Annotated in this window: 17 protein-coding genes; 2 read left to right on the top strand and 15 right to left on the bottom strand. The window is 58.4% G+C overall.

Going from position 1 to position 18,653, the window contains the following annotated elements:
• Positions 1 to 61: 61 nt before the first annotated feature.
• From rnhB to rpsB, 15 genes are all read right to left on the bottom strand, one after another.
• Entirely contained in the window at positions 62 to 688 is a 627-nt protein-coding gene (rnhB, locus tag BK667_RS06075; protein ID WP_123508110.1) for a ribonuclease HII, read from the bottom strand.
• 11 nt (positions 689 to 699) lie between these two features.
• A complete protein-coding gene (lpxB, locus tag BK667_RS06070; RefSeq protein ID WP_123597065.1) occupies positions 700 to 1,830 on the bottom strand; it encodes a lipid-A-disaccharide synthase in 1,131 nt (376 codons plus the stop codon).
• Between the two features lie 2 nt (positions 1,831 to 1,832).
• A complete protein-coding gene (gene lpxA, locus BK667_RS06065) occupies positions 1,833 to 2,609 on the bottom strand; it encodes an acyl-ACP--UDP-N-acetylglucosamine O-acyltransferase (protein ID WP_123405766.1) in 777 nt (258 codons plus the stop codon).
• Complete coding sequence (gene fabZ / locus BK667_RS06060) at positions 2,606 to 3,046, bottom strand: 3-hydroxyacyl-ACP dehydratase FabZ (RefSeq protein ID WP_007940511.1); 441 nt, start codon at positions 3,044 to 3,046, stop codon at positions 2,606 to 2,608. Before fabZ ends, lpxA begins: the two co-directional genes overlap by 4 nt.
• 108 nt (positions 3,047 to 3,154) lie before the next feature.
• The gene (gene lpxD, locus BK667_RS06055; RefSeq protein ID WP_123597064.1) at positions 3,155 to 4,210 is read right to left on the bottom strand and encodes a UDP-3-O-(3-hydroxymyristoyl)glucosamine N-acyltransferase; all 1,056 of its coding nucleotides are present in this window, start codon (positions 4,208 to 4,210) and stop codon (positions 3,155 to 3,157) included.
• A 3-nt stretch (positions 4,211 to 4,213) separates the two neighbouring features.
• The gene (locus BK667_RS06050) at positions 4,214 to 4,717 is read right to left on the bottom strand and encodes an OmpH/Skp family outer membrane protein (protein ID WP_054047181.1); all 504 of its coding nucleotides are present in this window, start codon (positions 4,715 to 4,717) and stop codon (positions 4,214 to 4,216) included.
• Positions 4,718 to 4,762: 45 nt separating this feature from the next.
• Positions 4,763 to 7,138: an outer membrane protein assembly factor BamA gene (bamA, locus tag BK667_RS06045; protein WP_123508107.1), complete on the bottom strand. Its 2,376-nt coding sequence runs from the start codon at positions 7,136 to 7,138 to the stop codon at positions 4,763 to 4,765.
• Between the two features lie 74 nt (positions 7,139 to 7,212).
• A complete protein-coding gene (gene rseP / locus BK667_RS06040) occupies positions 7,213 to 8,565 on the bottom strand; it encodes a sigma E protease regulator RseP (protein ID WP_123508106.1) in 1,353 nt (450 codons plus the stop codon).
• A 54-nt stretch (positions 8,566 to 8,619) separates the two neighbouring features.
• Positions 8,620 to 9,810, bottom strand: a complete 1,191-nt coding sequence (gene ispC, locus BK667_RS06035; protein ID WP_123508105.1) for a 1-deoxy-D-xylulose-5-phosphate reductoisomerase — start codon at positions 9,808 to 9,810, stop codon at positions 8,620 to 8,622.
• Positions 9,807 to 10,613, bottom strand: coding sequence for a phosphatidate cytidylyltransferase (locus BK667_RS06030; RefSeq protein WP_123508104.1), 807 nt, complete (start codon positions 10,611 to 10,613; stop codon positions 9,807 to 9,809). The genes ispC and BK667_RS06030 overlap by 4 nt, the downstream gene beginning before the upstream one ends.
• The gene (gene uppS / locus BK667_RS06025) at positions 10,613 to 11,368 is read right to left on the bottom strand and encodes a polyprenyl diphosphate synthase (RefSeq protein WP_123597063.1); all 756 of its coding nucleotides are present in this window, start codon (positions 11,366 to 11,368) and stop codon (positions 10,613 to 10,615) included. Before uppS ends, BK667_RS06030 begins: the two co-directional genes overlap by 1 nt.
• 13 nt (positions 11,369 to 11,381) lie before the next feature.
• Positions 11,382 to 11,939 carry a ribosome recycling factor gene (gene frr, locus BK667_RS06020; RefSeq protein ID WP_007949335.1) on the bottom strand — a complete coding sequence of 186 codons (558 nt, stop codon included), beginning with the start codon at positions 11,937 to 11,939 and terminating at the stop codon, positions 11,382 to 11,384.
• Positions 11,936 to 12,679: a UMP kinase gene (gene pyrH / locus BK667_RS06015; RefSeq protein ID WP_003172271.1), complete on the bottom strand. Its 744-nt coding sequence runs from the start codon at positions 12,677 to 12,679 to the stop codon at positions 11,936 to 11,938. Before pyrH ends, frr begins: the two co-directional genes overlap by 4 nt.
• A 211-nt stretch (positions 12,680 to 12,890) precedes the next feature.
• Positions 12,891 to 13,754, bottom strand: coding sequence for a translation elongation factor Ts (tsf, locus tag BK667_RS06010; RefSeq protein WP_123508102.1), 864 nt, complete (start codon positions 13,752 to 13,754; stop codon positions 12,891 to 12,893).
• A gap of 189 nt (positions 13,755 to 13,943) precedes the next feature.
• Positions 13,944 to 14,681, bottom strand: coding sequence for a 30S ribosomal protein S2 (gene rpsB, locus BK667_RS06005; protein WP_003219330.1), 738 nt, complete (start codon positions 14,679 to 14,681; stop codon positions 13,944 to 13,946).
• Between the two features lie 373 nt (positions 14,682 to 15,054).
• Between rpsB and map the strand changes: the two genes are divergently transcribed.
• Together map and BK667_RS05995 are read left to right on the top strand one after the other, a co-directional pair.
• On the top strand, positions 15,055 to 15,837 hold the full coding sequence (map, locus tag BK667_RS06000) for a type I methionyl aminopeptidase (protein ID WP_123508101.1): 783 nt from the start codon (positions 15,055 to 15,057) through the stop codon (positions 15,835 to 15,837).
• A 44-nt stretch (positions 15,838 to 15,881) separates the two neighbouring features.
• A complete protein-coding gene (locus BK667_RS05995; RefSeq protein ID WP_123508100.1) occupies positions 15,882 to 18,584 on the top strand; it encodes a [protein-PII] uridylyltransferase in 2,703 nt (900 codons plus the stop codon).
• Positions 18,585 to 18,653: the final 69 nt, after the last annotated feature.

The raw sequence follows: 18,653 nt of genomic DNA, 5'->3' as shown, positions 1-18,653 counted from the left end.
TGTCATGAAAACAACAAGGCCCGGATTGTACCGGGCCTTGGGAAAAACATCAGCCTTGCGACTAACTCTCGATCAGGTTTTCCCGCGCCTCGTACGCCAGACGGACCGGAGCGAACGAGCGGCGGTGGATCGGGGTCGGCCCCAAACGGGCCAGGGCTTCCAGATGAACGGGCGTCGGGTAGCCTTTGTGGCCACCAATGCCGTAACCCGGATAAATCAATTCGAAAGCGGCCATTTCACGGTCGCGACTGACCTTGGCCAGAATCGAAGCTGCGGCAATTGCCGGCACCTTGCCGTCGCCCTGCACCACTGCTTCAGCACGCATGGACAGTTTCGGGCAGCGGTTGCCGTCGATCATCGCCAGTTTCGGTTGAATATGCAGACCCTCGATGGCGCGCTGCATGGCCAGCATGGTGGCATGCAGAATATTCAGCTCGTCGATTTCTTCGACTTCGGCCCGGGCGATGCACCAGCTCAGGGCCTTCTCGCAGATTTCGTCGTAGAGCTTTTCGCGGCGGGCTTCGGTGAGCTTCTTCGAGTCGTTCAGACCCAGGATCGGCCGACTCGGATCGAGAATCACCGCAGCGGTAACCACGGCGCCGCAGAGCGGGCCGCGACCGACTTCGTCGACGCCGGCAACCAAATCTTCCACTTCAGCGACCAAGGTGAAATCCAGCCCCATTTGCATGCTTGTCTTACTCATTGTACTTGGCCAATCAGTTTCAGCACGGCATCCGCCGCCTGGTTGGAGGCATCCAGACGCAAGGTCCGGTGAATTTCATCAAAGCCGCGGGTTTGTTCTTCGCCGCCATCGATGAGCGGCGACAAGGTCTGGGCCAAGGCTTCGACCGTCGCATCGTCCTGCAGCAACTCGGGCACCAGCAGGCGCTGGGCCAGCAAGTTCGGCAACGAGACGTAGGGACTTTTCACCATGCGCTTGAGGATCCAGAACGTCAGCGGCGCCAGTCGATAAGCGACCACCATCGGCCGCTTGTACAACAACGCTTCAAGCGTAGCGGTTCCGGAGGCGATCAACACGGCGTCGCAAGCCGCCAGGGCCAGATGGGATTTGCCGTCGAGCAAGGTCAGCGGCAGGTCACGGCCAGCCAGCAGCTCTTCGAGCTGGGCCCGGCGCTCGGGGCTGGCGCAAGGCATGACGAATCGCACGCCAGGACGCAGTGCCCGCAGTCGCTGAGCGGTATCGAGGAACAACGCACCCAGTCGCCCCACTTCGCCGCCACGGCTGCCCGGCATCAGCGCCACCAACGGACCATCGGGCAAGCCCAACTCGGCCCGCGCCGCAGCGCGATCGGCTTGCAACGGAATGGCATCGGCCAGGGAATGCCCGACAAACCGGACCGGCACGCCTTTCTCTTCGTAGAATTTGGCTTCGAACGGGAACAGCGTCAGCATCAGATCGCAGCCTTCGCGAATCTTCAGCACCCGCTTCTGCCGCCAGGCCCAGACCGACGGGCTGACGTAATGCACGGTCTTGATCCCGGCCTGGCGCAGCTTGAGTTCGATATTGAGGTTGAAATCCGGTGCATCGATACCGATGAATGCGTCCGGCTTCTCGGCGATCAGGTCGGCGATCAGCTTCTTGCGCCGGGCCATCAGCTCGCGCAATCGACCCAGCACTTCCACCAGGCCCATGACCGAGAGTCGTTCCATCGGGAAGTATGAGGTCAGGCCTTCGGCCTGCATCAACGGGCCGCCGACGCCAATGAACTCCACCGCAGGATGCTGTGCCTTGAGCGCGCGCATCAGACCCGCACCCAGAATGTCACCGGAAGCCTCACCCGCTACCAGCGCAATACGCAGATTAGCCATGATTAACGAGTGATGCCGCGGGTCGAAGACTGGATGGAGTCACGGAACACCGCGACTTCCGGAAACTGTGCCGAGGGCTCGGCCAGCTCGGCGAGCGCCTGCTCGACCGTCAGGCCCTGGCGGTAAACCACCTTGTAGGCACGACGTAGAGCGTGGATCGCATCTTCGCTGAAACCGCGACGACGCATGCCTTCGAAGTTCATGCTGCGGGCTTCGGCGGGGTTGCCGAATACCGTGACGTAGGCGGGAACGTCCTTGCCGATGGCGGTGCCCATGCCGGAAAAGCTGTGGGCGCCGATATGGCAATACTGGTGAACCAGGGTGAAGCCGGACAGGATCGCCCAGTCTTCAACGTGCACATGGCCCGCCAACGCAGTGTTGTTGACCAGGATGCAGTGGTTGCCAATAACGCTGTCGTGGCCGATGTGGGCATAGGCCATGATCAGGTTGTGATCACCCAGGGTAGTCTCCGAACGGTCCTGCACGGTACCTCGGTGAATCGTCACGCCTTCGCGGATAACGTTATGGTCACCGATGACCAGGCGGGTTTCTTCGCCTTTGTATTTCAGATCGGGCGTGTCCTCACCTACCGAGGAAAACTGGTAGATGCGGTTATGCTTACCGATTCGGGTCGGGCCCTTGAGAATCACATGCGGCCCGATCACTGTCCCCTCGCCGATTTCCACACCTGCGCCGACGATCGACCAAGGGCCGACCTCTACGCCCTCGGCCAGTACAGCCGTCGGATCGATGATTGCGCGAGGGTCAATCAAACTCATAGTTTGCGTTCCGCGCAGATGATTTCAGCGGAGCAGACTGGCTTGCCGTCGACCGAAGCCTGGCATTCGAACTTCCAGATCTGGCGCTTGCAACTGATGAACTTGGCTTCAAGGATCAGTTGATCGCCCGGCAGCACCGGCTGACGGAAACGCAGCTTGTCGGAACCGACGAAGTAGTAAAGGGTGCCGTCGGCCGGCTTCACGTCCAGCATCTTGAAACCAAGGATCCCGGCAGCCTGGGCCATTGCTTCGATGATCAACACGCCCGGCATGATTGGATGCGCAGGAAAGTGACCATTGAAGAATGGCTCGTTGATGCTGACATTCTTGTAGGCGCGAATGCGCTTGCCTTCCACATCCAGATCCACAACCCGGTCCACCAGCAGGAACGGGTAACGGTGAGGCAGGTATTCGCGAATCTCGTTGATGTCCATCATTTCGGGGGGAAGCCTATGTAAAGATTGGGAGCGCGCGACTGAAGCGCACCCCTCTAGCAAATCAAGGAGGCAGTCTAGCGGCTGTGCACACTTGATATGGAAATGGTATCAGCCATCTGATGAAGCATTACCGTCAGGGGTCACTTCCCCTACACGCTTTTCCAGCTGTCGCAGACGCCGCGCGATGTCATCGAGCTGACGAATGCGTGCCGCGCTTTTGCGCCACTCGGCAGCCGGTTGCATGGCTGTACCGGAAGAATAGGAGCCCGGCTCGGTAATCGAGTGGGTCACCATGGTCATCCCGGTCAGGAAAACGTTGTCGCAAATCTCGATATGCCCCACCAGCCCTACACCGCCTGCGAGCATGCAATGCTTGCCGATCTTGGTGCTGCCGGAGATCCCCACGCACGCTGCCATGGCGGTGTGATCACCGACCTGGACGTTGTGGGCGATCTGAATCTGATTGTCGAGCTTCACACCATTGCCAAGAATGGTATCGGCCAGCGCACCGCGGTCGATGGCGGTATTCACGCCAATCTCCACATCGTCACCGACCAGGACACCACCAATCTGGGCGATTTTCTGCCAGACACCTTTCTCGTTGGCAAAACCGAAACCTTCACCACCGAGTACAGCACCTGACTGAATCACTACGCGCTTACCAATCCGCACGTCGTGGTACAGCGTAACTCGCGGAGCCAGCCAGCCGCCCTCGCCAATCTCGCAGCGCGCACCGATGAAGCAATGCGCCCCAACGGTCACGCCCGCAGCAATACGCGCTGCGCTTTCGATCACCACGAAGGCACCAATGCTCGCCGCCGGGTCGACCACCGCATCCGCCGCAATGACCGCTGTCGGATGAATACCGGCAGCTGCCTTGGGCTTGGGATCGAACAGATGGGAAACACGGGCGTAAGCCAGGTAAGGATCCGGCACAACCAGCGCATTACCGGCAAAACCTTCAGCGTCAGCAGCCTTCAGCAGTAAGGCTGCTGCTTTGCTGTCCGGCAGGTATTTACGGTATTGAGTGTTTGCCAGAAAGCTCAACTGAGCTGGGCCAGCCTCTTGCAAAGTGGCTAGCCCAGTAATTTCTTTCTCCGGGTCGCCACGTAAGATGGCGCCGAGGAACTCGGCCAATTGGCCGAGCTTTATAGTCGCTGTCATGGATTACTTCAGCTGATTCATGCGCTCGATAACCTGGCGAGTGATGTCGTACTGAGGCTTGACATCAATCACTGCGCCACGCTCGAAGACCAGGTCAAAAGCACCTTTCTTGATGACTTCTTCCACAGCGCTATCCAGTTTCGGCTTGAGCTGCTTCAGCATTTCACGGTCAGCAACGGCTTTGGCTTCGTTCAATTCCTTGGACTGGAACTGGAAGTCACGGGCCTTTTGCTTGAATTCAAGCTCCAGACGCTCGCGCTCGCCTTGTTGCATCTTGTCGCCACCGGCAACCAGACGGTCCTGGATACCCTTGGCACTGCTTTCCAGTGTTTTCAGCTTGGTCAGTTGCGGACCGAACTTCTTCTCGGCATCCACGGCGTACTTCTTGGCCGCGTCCGATTCCAGCAGAGCCATCTGATAGTTCAGAACGGCGATTTTCATGTCGGCAAAAGCCGGGCCTGCTACCAGTACGGTCGCCAGGAGAACCAATTGAGTCAACTTACGCACGATGCACTCCTACAAAATCCATTGTCGTTATCTTGGGTCAGACGCTTAGAACGTCTGGCCGAGGGAGAATTGGAACACTTGGGTTTCAGCGTTATCCGGTTTCTTGACCGGCATGGCCAACGCGAAGCTCAGAGGGCCCAGTGCGGTAACCCAGGTCACGCCGACACCGACGGAACTGGCCATGTTGCTCAGGCTGATGTCGTTACACTTCGTATTGGACGTCGAACCGTTTGCGTTGGTGGAATCTTTGCACTGCGAGTCAAAAACGTTACCCACGTCCCAGAATACCGAAGTCCGCAGGGACCGCTGGTCCTTGACGAACGGCAGAGGGAACAGAAGTTCTACGCCGCCCTGGATGAGAACGTTACCGCCGAATGGCAGTGGATCCTGATCCGGGTCTTCAGCCGTGCCCGGATTAGTACCCTTACTTGGGGTACTGCGAGGACCCAACGTGCTGTCCTTGAAGCCACGAACCGAGTTGAAACCACCAGCATAGTAGTTTTCATAGAACGGCAAGCCATCGGTCGAACCATAACCATCGCCATAGCCCAATTCGGTGTGCAGGCGCATGGTGTAGTTTTCGCTCAGAGGCTGGAACAACTGGCCACGGTAGTCGAGCTTGAAGAACGACAGGTCGCTGCCTGGGGTAGTGCTTTCCAGGGTCAGGCTTTGGGAATGACCACGGGTAGCCAGCACGCCTTTGTTCAAGGTGGACTCGGACCAACCGGCCGACGCCTTGAAGTTCAGGTAGCTGTTACCTTCCTTGTTAACGAAGTCAAAAATCTCGTCAACGGTGTACAGACCCGTCTTGATCTTGTCTTGTTGCGCAGTCAGGCCGAAGGTCAGGCGCGAAGTCTCGCTGATCGGGTAACCGACGCTGACGCCAGCGCCGAGGCTGTCTACCGCATAGCTTGCAACGTCGACGTTGAGGTCTTTGTAGTCAGTGGTGCGATAGAAGGCGTTGTAACCCAGGCTCACACCGTCAGCAGTCCAGTACGGGTCGACATAACCGAAGTTATAGCGGCTCTGGTATTCGCTTTTGGTCAGGCCGATGCTGACTTTATTACCGGTACCCAGGAAGTTGTTCTGGGTGATCGAACCACCGAGGATCAGACCGGCACTCTGGGCGAAACCGACACTGGCGGTAATCGAACCGGAAGCCTGCTCTTCAACGCTGTAGTTCACGTCAACCTGGTCGTCTACACCTGGCACGGCCGGGGTTTCGACGTTGACTTCCTTGAAGAAGCCCAGACGGTCAAGACGAGTCTTGGATTGGTCGATCAGGTAAGTCGAAGCCCAACCACCTTCCATCTGACGCATTTCACGACGCAGCACTTCGTCTTCGGACTTGGTGTTGCCGCGGAAGTTGATACGGTTCACGTAGGCACGTTTGCCCGGATCGACTGCGAAAGTGATGTCTACGGTGTGATCTTCATCGTGTGGCTGAGGTACGCCGTTGACGTTGGCGAAAGTGTAGCCCTCGTTACCGAGACGACGAGTGATCAGTTCGGAGGTGGTGGTCATCAGCTTGCGCGAGAACACCTGGCCTTTCTGAACCAGCAGCAGGGACTTGACCTGGTCTTCAGGCACTTTCAGGTCGCCGCTGAGTTTCACGTCACGAACGGTGTACTTCTCGCCTTCGTTGACGTTGACCGTGATGTAGACGTGTTTCTTGTCTGGGGTGATAGACACCTGGGTCGAAGCGATATCCATGTTGATATAGCCGCGGTCCAGGTAGTAGGAGCGCAGACGCTCCAGGTCACCGGAGAGTTTCTCACGAGCGTACTTGTCGTCGTTCTTGAAGAACGACAGCCAGTTGGTGGTCTTGAGTTCGAACAGGTCGATCAGGTCGTCATCAGGGAAGACCGTGTTACCCACCACGTTGATGTGCTGGATAGCGGCAACGGTGCCTTCATTGATGTTGACCTTCAACGCCACGCGGTTACGCGGCTGCGCCACCACTTCGGTGTCGACGGTCGCCGAGTAGCGACCCTGAGCGACGTACTGGCGCTGCAGTTCGTTACGCACACCTTCGAGGGTGGCGCGCTGGAAGATCTCGCCTTCGGAGAGGCCGGATTGCTTGAGACCCTTCATCAGGTCTTCAGTTGAGATGGCCTTGTTACCCTCGATCTCGATACTCGCGACCGACGGACGCTCGACTACCGTGATAACGAGGACATTGCCTTCGCGACCCAGCTGGATATCTTGAAAGAACCCGGTTTTGAACAACGCACGAGTGGATTCCACCAGGCGACGATCATCCGCCTGTTCACCGACGTTCAACGGCAAGGCACCAAAGACACTACCCGCGGAGACCCGCTGGAGGCCATTGACGCGAATATCAGAGATAGTGAAGGACTCGGCGTGAACTTCGGCGATCATCAATACGGTGAGAACCGCAGTTAGCAGCAGACGTTTCATGAAGTCCTTTCTTATTCCAACTGGCAATAAACAAACTGCCGCAAAATGCGGCAGATTCGCAATTCAGCGAAGCGTTACAGACGACCCAGATCATTGACCAGAGCAAGCAACATCACCCCGACCACCAAACTGATGCCGATCTGTATCCCCCAACCCTGCACCCGATCTGACAAGGGGCGACCACGCACCCACTCGATCAGATAAAACAACAAATGTCCCCCATCCAGTACTGGAATGGGCAACAAATTCAGAACACCCAAGCTAATACTCAGATAAGCAAGGAAATTCAGGAAATCAGCAACACCCGACTGGGCAGAAGCGCCCGCCACTTTAGCAATGGTTATCGGTCCACTCAAGTTTTTTACCGAGAGCTCGCCGAACAACATTTTCTTGAGCGAATCGAGGGTCAGTACACTCATGGTCCAGGTGCGTCGGGCACCCTCCCCGATCGCGGCCACAGGACCGTAGCTGACCTCGCGAATCATCTCTGGTGGCCAATCGACTGCTTTTACCCCGGCACCCAGGTAACCGGTCGGCGCTTTGCTTGCACCACGAGCCGCAAGTGTCACAGGGACGTCGATTTGAGCACCATCGCGCTCGACGCGCAGCATGATTTTGGTATCCGGATGCATACGGACCGTATCGACGACTTGCTGCCAGTCATCAAGCGACTTGCCATCAAGGGCCAACAGCCGATCACCGGTCTTCAGGCCCGCAGCTTGCGCCGGCCCTTTCGAATCGAGTTCCGCCAGGATCGGCGGCAACGCTGGACGCCACGGGCGGATACCCAGTGAGCGAATCGGGTCCGGTTCATCAGCGCCCTTGAGCCAGTGATCCAGCGCCAGCTCACGAGGCGAATCCGCGGTGGAGCCCTGTTCACGCACCAGCAGTTGCAACGTACCGCTTTCGCCCAGGCGACGGACCAGTTGCAAGTTCACGGCTGCCCACCCGGAGGTTGGCTCGCCATCGATGGCAACGATTTCCTGATTCGCGCTCAAACCGGCCTTGGCCGCGATACTGCCCGACTCGACAGCACCGATAACCGGACGCACCTGTTCGCTGCCGAGCATGGCCAGCACCCAGAAAAAAACCATCGCCAGCAGAAAATTGGCGATCGGGCCCGCGGCAACAATGGCAATGCGCTGGCGGACGGACTTGCGATTGAAGGATTGATCGAGCTGATCGGCCGGCACTTCGCCTTCGCGCTCGTCGAGCATCTTCACGTAGCCGCCCAGGGGAATAGCGGCCAGCACGAACTCAGTGCCTTGCTTGTCGTGCCAGCGCAACAACGGCATGCCAAAGCCCACGGAGAAACGCAGCACTTTGACCCCACAGCGACGCGCGACCCAAAAGTGGCCGAATTCGTGGAAAGTGACCAGCACGCCCAAGGCTACCAGGGTGCCGACAATCATATAGAGCGCGCTCATCTACTTTCTCCGCAATCCTATCCAGTGCTGCATGGGGCCAACGTACTGCAACACTTATTGCCCGTGACGACTCAACCACTGCTCGGCCAGCACACGCGCCTTGGCGTCTGCGGTGAACACCGCCTCGAGATCATTCACCGCAACTACAGGCTCAAGATTCAAGACTTCCTCGATGATACTCGCGATTTCCGGGTAACGAACCCGTCCGTCGAGAAAGGCCGCAACAGCCACTTCATTCGCCGCATTGAGCATGGCCGGCGCACTATTGCCGGCCTCGGCCGCTTGTCGCGCGAGACGCAGGCATGGAAAACGCTCTTCATCGGGGGCCTGGAAATCCAGGCGTGCGATGGCAAACAGATCCAGCGGGGCGACACCCGAGTCGATTCGCTCCGGCCAGGCCAGGGCGTTGGCAATCGGCGTGCGCATGTCCGGATTACCCAACTGCGCCAACACCGACCCGTCGATATAGTCCACCAGCGAGTGGATAACACTCTGCGGGTGAATCACCACTTCGACCTGGGATGGCTTGGCATCGAACAGCCAGCAAGCTTCGATCAGCTCGAGGCCTTTATTCATCATGCTGGCCGAATCGACCGAAATCTTGCGCCCCATGGACCAGTTCGGGTGAGCACAGGCCTGATCGGGGGTAACATGCGCCAATTCCGCTATCGGCGTCTGCCGGAAAGGGCCACCAGAGGCTGTCAGTAAAATCCGACGCACGCCGACTGCACCCAGACCACGGGCGAAATCGTTGGGCATGCACTGGAAAATCGCGTTGTGTTCGCTGTCGATCGGCAGCAACACGGAACCGCTTTTGCGCACGGCTTGCATGAACAACGCGCCGGACATCACCAGCGCTTCTTTGTTGGCCAGCAGGATCTTCTTGCCGGCCTCGACAGCCGCCAGGGTCGGACGCAAGCCCGCCGCACCGACGATGGCCGCCATGACCGCATCGACCTCAGGGTCGGCAGCAACCTGACACAGCCCCTGCTCGCCCACCAGAACACGCGTCGACAGGCCGGCGGCGCGCAGATCGTCCTGCAATGTACGGGCCGCCGCAGCTTCAGGCACCACCGCAAACCGCGGCGTATGCCGCACACACAAAGCCAACAACTCACTCAACCGAGTGAAACCGCTCAATGCGAAAACCTGATAGCGCTCGGGATGACGAGCAATGACATCCAGGGTGCTCAGGCCAATCGAGCCTGTCGCCCCCAGAACGGTAATTTGCTGTGGGCGGCTCACGGCGCAGCCATCCACAACAGCACCGCGAAGATCGGAATCGCTGCCGTCAGGCTGTCGATCCGATCCAGCACGCCGCCGTGACCCGGCAGCAGATTGCTGCTGTCCTTGATCCCGGATTGACGCTTGAACATGCTTTCGGTGAGGTCGCCCACCACCGAAATGAACACGATCAACGCCGCACCCACCAAACCTTTAAGCAGTTCCGCCACGGTCCAGTCGCGGACCAGACCGACCACCAGCGTGATGACCAGGCTCAGTGCGAGGCCACCATAGACGCCCTCCCAGCTCTTGCCGGGACTGACCTGCGGCGCCAGCTTGCGCTTGCCGAACGCCCGGCCGGAAAAGTACGCACCAATGTCAGCGCCCCAGACCAGCACCATGACTGCCATGATCAGCCAGTTACCCAAAGGCTCTTGCTTGATCTGGATCAGACCTTGCCAGGCCGGCAGCAGGATCAGCAGGCCGATCACCAGTTTGCAGGCGGCACTCGCCCAGTGTTCGCTGGAGCGCGGATAGGTCAGCACCAGATACGTCGCCACCGCCCACCAGAGCACAGCGGCGCCCAGTACCCAAGGCGCGAGCCCGGGAAGGACGTGCATGACAAACAGCATCAGCGCGACCACAGCCGCGTAGGCCACACGAATAGGCTGCTCGGTGAAGCCCGCCAGGCGAGCCCACTCCCATGCACCCAGGGTTACAACCAGCCCGATGAACAGCGCAAAACCGGAGCCTTCGAGCAGGAAAAACCCGCACAAGGCGATCGGCAGCAGGATCAGTGCGGTGATGATTCGTTGTTTAAGCATTAAACCCGGGCTCCAGACTCGATCTGCTCGCTCGTTTTACCGAAGCGGCGCTGACGAGAAGCGAAATCGGCCAGCGCGGTGCGCATGGCGTCGTGTTTGAAGTCCGGCCAGAACAGGTCGGAGAAGTACAACTCGGTGTAAGCCAGCTGCCATAGCAGGAAATTGCTGATGCGGTGCTCACCGCCGGTACGAATGCACAAATCCGGCAACGGCAAATCGCCGGTCACCAGACAGGTTTGCAACAGTTCCGGGGTAATGTCTTCCGGGCGCAGGTGCCCGGCCTGGACTTCCCGCGCCAGACGCTGTGCAGCTTGCGCGATATCCCACTGACCGCCGTAATTGGCGGCAATCTGCAGGATAAAGCGATTGGTGCCGGCGGTAATCGCCTCGGCTTCACGCATGGCAGCTTGAAGCTCGGGGTGAAAACGCGAACGGTCACCAATGATGCGCAGACTGATGTTGTTGTCGTTGAGACGCTTGGCCTCGCGACGCAACGCCTTGAAGAACAGGTCCATCAAGGCGCTGACCTCATCGGCCGGACGCTGCCAGTTTTCACTGGAGAAGGCGAACAGGGTCAGCACCTCGACCTTGGCCTCGGCGCACACCTCGATTACCGCACGAACCGCATCCACACCCGCTTTATGCCCGGCGACACCCGGCATAAAGCGTTTTTTCGCCCAGCGATTGTTACCATCCATGATGATCGCGACATGGCGCGGCACCGCGGACGGCGCAGTCTGCTTGGTCTTTTCCATGAAAACGCGACCCTTATACGGCCATCAGGTCCGCTTCTTTTTGCTTGGTCGCTGCGTCGATATCGGCCTCAGCCTTGTCGGTCAGCTTCTGGATATCAGCAGCGGCACGACGTTCTTCGTCTTCGCTGATTTCCTTGTCCTTGACCAGTTTCTTCAAGTCGCCAAGTGCATCACGACGAATATTGCGCACGGCAACACGAGCATCTTCAGCTGCGCTACGCGCCTGCTTGGTGAAGCCCTTGCGGGTTTCTTCAGTCAGGGCAGGCATGGAGATCAGCAACAACTCGCCCAGGTTGGTCGGGTTGAGATTCAAACCGGCGCTTTGGATCGCTTTGTCGACTGCCGCGAGCATATTGCGCTCAAACGCCACGACCTGAAGGGTCCGGGAGTCTTTTACCGTGATGTTGGCCACTTGGGTGATGGAAGTGTCTGTGCCGTAGTACGGCACCATCACGCTGCCCAGAATGCTTGGGTGAGCCTTGCCGGTACGAATCTGACCAAATGCATGGTTCAGAGAATCCAGGGATTTCTGCATGCGCTCTTGAGCGTCTTTCTTGATTTCGTTGATCATTGTTGGCCTTCCTCGATCAGGGTCCCTTCAGCGCCGCCATGCACGATGTTCAGCAGGGCGCCGGGCTTGTTCATGTTAAATACGCGCAACGGCATCTTGTGGTCGCGGCACAGGCAAATGGCGGTCAGATCCATCACGCCCAGCTTGCGATCCAGTACTTCATCGTAAGTCAGATGATCGAACTTCTCGGCATGCGGGTCTTTGAATGGGTCAGCGGTATAGACGCCATCGACCTTGGTCGCCTTGAGCACGACATCGGCATCGATTTCGATTGCACGCAGGCAGGCTGCCGAATCCGTAGTGAAGAACGGATTGCCCGTACCGGCCGCGAAAATCACGACTTCCTTGGCGTTCAGGTGGCGCATGGCCTTGCGGCGGTCGTAATGATCGGTCACGCCAACCATGGAAATGGCCGACATCACGATGGCCGAGATATTGGCACGTTCCAGCGCATCGCGCATGGCCAGGGCGTTCATCACAGTGGCCAGCATGCCCATGTGGTCACCGGTGACCCGATCCATGCCGGCCGCGCTCAGCGCTGCACCACGGAACAGGTTGCCGCCGCCGATCACCAGACCGACCTGCACACCGATGCCGACCAATTGGCCCACTTCCAGTGCCATGCGATCCAGAACTTTCGGGTCGATCCCGAACTCTTCCGAGCCCATCAGGGCCTCGCCGCTAAGCTTGAGTAGAATGCGTTTATAGCGAGCCTGATAACCACTGCCCTGCTGAGCCATTGCGAATCTCTCCTGCGGCGTATTTTAAAAAATTCTTTGCGAGCTGTTTACAGCTGGCGTTCACTCTAGCTTGGCGCTGCTTCAGCGCCATCGGAACATGGCTTTGTAAGCCAGTTCCAACGGGAAACCAATAAAAATTGGTGCCCCATCTGAAAAGAGGCTGCGCGCGTAAGCGGGCAGCCTCTTCAGGGCGACAGTTATAAAAACCGTCTTATTGCTTGGCAGCAGCCAGCTGGGCAGCAACTTCTTCAGCGAAGTTGTCGACCGGCTTCTCGATGCCGTCGCCTACTTTGAAGTAGGTGAAGGAAACGATTTCAGCACCGGCTTTCTTGGCCAGTTCGCCAACCTTGATTTCAGGGTTCTTGACGAACGCCTGCTCAACCAGGGATGCCTCAGCCAGGAACTTGCTGATACGGCCTTTGACCATGTTTTCAACGATGTTTTCTGGCTTGCCAGCGATCTTGTCAGCGTTGAGGGTCAGGAACACGCCCTTCTCACGCTCAACTGCTTCAGCGGAAACTTCCGATGGCAGCAGGAATTCAGGGTTGGTCGCCGCTACGTGCATGGCGATGTCCTTGGCCAGCTCAACAGTGCCGCCTTTCAGGACAACTGCAACACCGATCTTGTTGCCGTGCAGGTAACCACCAACAACGTCACCTTCAACGCGTGCCAGACGACGGATGTTGACGTTTTCGCCAACCTTGCCGACCAGTACCAGGCGAGCAGCTTCTTGAGCTTCGATCAGCGGAGCAACATCAGTCAGTTTGTCGGCGAACGCTTTTTCAACGCTTGCAGCAACAAATGCCTTGAAGTCGTCCTGCAGAGCCAGGAAGTCGGTCTGCGAGTTCACTTCCAGCAGAACGGCGGACTTGCCGTCTTCTTTCAGAGCGATCGCGCCTTCAGCAGCTACGTTGCCTGCTTTCTTGGCAGCCTTGATAGCGCCGGAAGCACGCATGTCATCAATGGCTTTTTCGATGTCGCCGCCGGCCTTGGTCAAGGCCTTTTTGCAATCCATCATGCCTTCGCCAGTACGCTCACGCAGTTCTTTAACCAACGCTGCAGTAATCTCTGCCATTTCAAAAATCCTCTTGGATAGGTTATCAACCATTCCACCCGATCAAACGGGCGTTCAATTCTTCCCGAACCTTCTTGTAGCCGCTGCACGTTACAAGGCTGTAGCTGCGCTGCCGACAAATGGTTTTCGAGGTGGCAAAAAGGGGGCCAAGCCCCCTTTTTGCTTACTGAGTCAACGCCAAGGCGTCAATTACTCAGCTGCTGCTACCGGAGCTTCTTCAACGAACTGCTCGGTGCCGCCAGCAACGTGGTTGCGACCGCGGATTACAGCGTCAGCCATCGAACCCATGTACAGCTGGATAGCGCGGATTGCGTCATCGTTGCCTGGGATGATGTAGTCAACGCCTTCCGGGCTGCTGTTGGTATCGACTACGCCGATAACCGGGATGCCCAGCTTGTTGGCTTCGGTGATCGCGATGCGCTCGTGATCAACGTCGATAACGAACAGTGCGTCTGGCAGGCCGCCCATGTCCTTGATACCACCCAGGGAACGATCGAGCTTCTCAAGATCGCGAGTGCGCATCAGCGCTTCTTTCTTGGTCAGCTTGGCGAAAGTACCGTCTTCGGCTTGCACTTCAAGGTCACGCAGACGCTTGATGGAAGCACGGATGGTTTTGAAGTTGGTCAGCATGCCGCCCAACCAGCGGTGATCGACGTACGGCGAACCGCAACGTGCTGCTTCTTCAGCAACGATCTTGCCAGCGGAACGCTTGGTGCCGACGAACAGAATCTTGTTTTTGCCCTGGGCCAGGCGCTCTACGAAAGTCAGAGCTTCGTTGAACATTGGCAGGGTTTTTTCAAGGTTGATGATGTGGATCTTGTTACGCGCGCCGAAAATGTATTTACCCATTTTCGGGTTCCAGTAACGGGTTTGGTGACCGAAGTGCACACCGGCCTTCAGCATATCGCGCATGTTGACTTGGGACATGATAGTTCCTTAATAAGTCGGGTTTGGCCTCCACGTATCCCAATGACCAACCAGCAGCATCAGCTGAAGGCACCCAGGTCATCGTGTCGACACGTGTGTGGATTTAAGCCTTTCGGGGTATCCCCGGAAAGCGGCGCATTTTATATCACAGGGCTGCAAAAAACGGAACCCGGATTCTCAATTCCCGGCGCGCGCCTTTATCTGCGCCCTTGGAATCCCCCAAGAATGCGCCTATCTATAGAGAGAAGCGATGCACAGAGGCTCAGATTTGCACTGATCGTCTGTTAGAATCGCGTTTTTCAGGGCCGCGAAGCTTGATCGCGCAATGCCCATCCCGAATTAGTAAGCGCCGTTGAGCGCAGAGAGAGCCTGTATGACCGTCACCCTCAAAACCCCCGAGGACATCGCAAAAATGCGGATCGCCGGCAAACTGGCCGCCGATGTGCTGGAAATGATTGCCGAACATGTCAAACCGGGCATCACCACCGAAGAACTGGACCGCATCTGCCACGACTACATCGTCAATGAGCAGCAAGCCATCCCTGCCCCGCTTAACTACAAGGGCTTCCCGAAGTCGATCTGCACCTCGATCAACCACGTGGTCTGCCACGGCATCCCGAACGAGAAGCCGCTGAAGAATGGCGACACCGTGAACATCGACGTGACCGTGATCAAGGACGGTTACCACGGCGACACCAGTCGCATGTTCCACGTCGGCACCGTGCCGGTCTGGGCCGAGCGCCTGTCCCAGGTCACCCAGGAATGCATGTACAAGGCCATCGAGATCGTCAAACCCGGCTGCCGCCTGGGTGACATCGGTGAAGTGATCCAGAAACACGCCGAAAAAAACGGCTTCTCGGTGGTTCGCGAGTTCTGTGGCCACGGCATTGGCAAGGTGTTCCACGAAGAGCCGCAAATCCTGCATTACGGCCGCGCTGGCACTGGCATGGAACTCAAGGCTGGCATGACCTTCACCATCGAGCCGATGATCAACCAGGGCAAGGCCGACACCAAGGTATTGGGCGACGGCTGGACCGCGATCACCAAGGACCGCAAATTGTCCGCCCAGTGGGAACACACCCTGCTGGTGACCGACACCGGCTACGAGATCTTCACCCTGCGCGCCGATGACACCATCCCCCGCGTTTCGGCCTGATCGACCCGCACTGTTCACAGCCTTATAGAAAGGAAAGCCAATCGATGCCGCAGGTGGATCCCGAACTCTTCGACCGTGGCCAGTTCCAGGCTGAACTGGCCCTGAAGGCTAGCCCGATCGCAGCCTTCAAGAAGGCGATTCGCCAGGCCCGCGAGGTGCTCGACGGGCGCTTTCGCAGCGGCCGCGACATTCGCCGGTTGATCGAGGATCGCGCATGGTTCGTCGATAACATCCTGCAAAAGGCCTGGGAGCAGTTCAACTGGAGCGAAGATGCCGACATCGCGCTGGTGGCGGTCGGCGGCTACGGTCGCGGCGAGTTGCACCCGTATTCCGACATCGATCTGCTGATCCTGCTGGACAGCGCCGACCACGAAGTTTTCCGTGATTCCATCGAGCGTTTTCTGACGCTGCTGTGGGACATTGGCCTGGAAGTCGGTCAGAGCGTGCGCTCGGTGGACGAATGCGCCGTTGAGGCCCGCGCCGACCTGACGGTGGTCACCAACCTGATGGAAAGCCGCACCATCTGCGGCCCCGAGCGCTTGCGCCAGCGCATGCTCGACGTCACCAGCACCGCGCACATGTGGCCGAGCAAGGACTTCTTCCTGGCCAAACGCGCCGAGCAAAAGGCCCGTCACCACAAGTACAACGACACCGAATACAACCTGGAACCCAACGTCAAAGGCTCCCCTGGCGGCCTGCGGGATATCCAGACAATTTTGTGGGTGGCCCGTCGCGAATACGGCACCCTGAACCTGCGGGCCCTGGCCGGCGAAGGCTTTCTGGTCGAGAGCGAAAACGCCCTGCTGGCCTCGTCCCAGGAATTCCTGTGGAAGGTCCGTTACGCCCTGCACATGTTGGCCGGGCGTTCCGAGGACCGTTTGCTGTTCGATCACCAGCGCTCCATCGCCGGGTTGCTGGGTTTCGAAGGCGATGACGCCAAGCAAACCATCGAAAACTTCATGCAGCAGTATTACCGGGTGGTCATGAGCATCGCCCAGCTCAGCGACCTGATCATCCAGCACTTCGAGGAAGTCATCCTCGCGCCGGAAGATGAAGCGCCGCCGCAGCCGATCAACTCGCGGTTCCAGCTGCACGATGGCTACATCGAGGCGCGCAACGACAACGTGTTCCGCCGTACGCCGTTCGCCATGCTCGAAATCTTCGTGCTGATGGCACAACAGCCGGAAATCAAAGGCGTTCGGGCCGATACCATTCGTCTGCTGCGGGAAAACCGTCACCTGATCGACGATGAGTTTCGCAACGATATTCGCAACACCAGCCTGTTTATCGAGCTGTTCAAGTGCAAGATCGGCATCCACCGCAACCTGCGGCGGATGAACCGTTACGGCATTCTCGGGCGCTACCTGCCGGAGTTTGGCTTCATTGTCGGGCAGATGCAGCACGACCTGTTCCACATCTATACGGTCGACGCCCACACCCTGAATCTGATCAAGCATCTGCGTAAGTTGCAGTACACCCAAGTGTCAGAAAAATTCCCGCTGGCCAGCAAGCTCATGGGCAAACTGCCCAAGCCCGAGCTGATCTACCTGGCCGGCCTGTACCACGACATCGGCAAGGGTCGGCACGGCGATCATTCGGACATCGGAGCGGTGGACGCCGAAGCGTTTTGCCAGCGTCATCAGTTGCCAACGTGGGACAGCCGCCTGATCGTCTGGCTGGTGCAGAACCACTTGGTGATGTCGACCACCGCCCAGCGCAAGGACTTGTCCGATCCGCAGGTGATCCACGATTTCGCACAGATCGTCGGCGATGAAACCCATCTCGACTATCTGTACGTGCTGACCGTCGCCGACATCAACGCCACCAACCCGACGCTGTGGAATTCCTGGCGCGCCAGCCTTTTGCGCCAGCTCTATACCGAAACCAAGCGTGCCTTGCGCCGCGGCCTGGAAAACCCGGTGGATCGCGAAGAGCAGATCCGCCAGACCCAGAGCGCCGCCCTGGACATCCTGGTGCGCGGCGGCACCGACCCGGACGACGTCGAGCAGCTTTGGGCGCAATTGGGCGATGACTATTTCCTGCGCCATACCGCCGGCGACGTGGCCTGGCACAGCGACGCGATCCTGCAGCAACCTGCCGATGGCGGGCCGCTGGTGCTGATCAAGGAAACCACCCAGCGCGAATTCGAGGGCGGCACGCAAATCTTCATCTATGCGCCGGATCAGCACGACTTCTTCGCCGTGACCGTGGCCGCGATGGACCAGCTCAACCTGAACATTCACGACGCCCGGGTCATCACCTCCAGCAGCCAGTTCACCCTCGACACCTACATCGTGCTCGACACCGATGGCGACTCGATCGGCGACAACCCGACGCGGGTCAAGCAGATACGCGACGGCCTGACCGAAGCCCTGCGCAACCCGGATGACTACCCGACGATCATTCAGCGCCGGGTGCCGCGCCAGCTCAAGCACTTCGCGTTTGCGCCACAGGTGACGATCCACAACGACGCCCAGCGCCCGGTGACCGTACTGGAACTCAGCGCGCCGGATCGCCCGGGCCTGTTGGCGCGGATCGGCACGATTTTCCTGGAGTTCGACCTGTCGCTGCAGAACGCCAAGATTGCGACCCTGGGCGAGCGGGTCGAAGACGTATTCTTCATTACCGACGCCCACAACCAGCCGCTGTCCGACCCGTTGCTGTGCAGCCGTTTGCAGGATGCGATCGTCGAGCAGCTCAGCGTCAGCCACGAACCCGGAATTGCATTGTCGCGACTGAGTATCTGAACTAACAAACTTTCCCTGTGGGAGCGAGCCTGCTCGCGAAGAGGCCGTCAGCTTCAACATCAACATTGA

The sequence above is a fragment of the Pseudomonas frederiksbergensis genome (genome assembly GCF_003732705.1).
In the GTDB taxonomy this organism is placed as follows: Bacteria; Pseudomonadota; Gammaproteobacteria; order Pseudomonadales; family Pseudomonadaceae; genus Aquipseudomonas; species Aquipseudomonas frederiksbergensis_F.
This window is presented reverse-complemented; position numbering and strand designations above follow the sequence as displayed.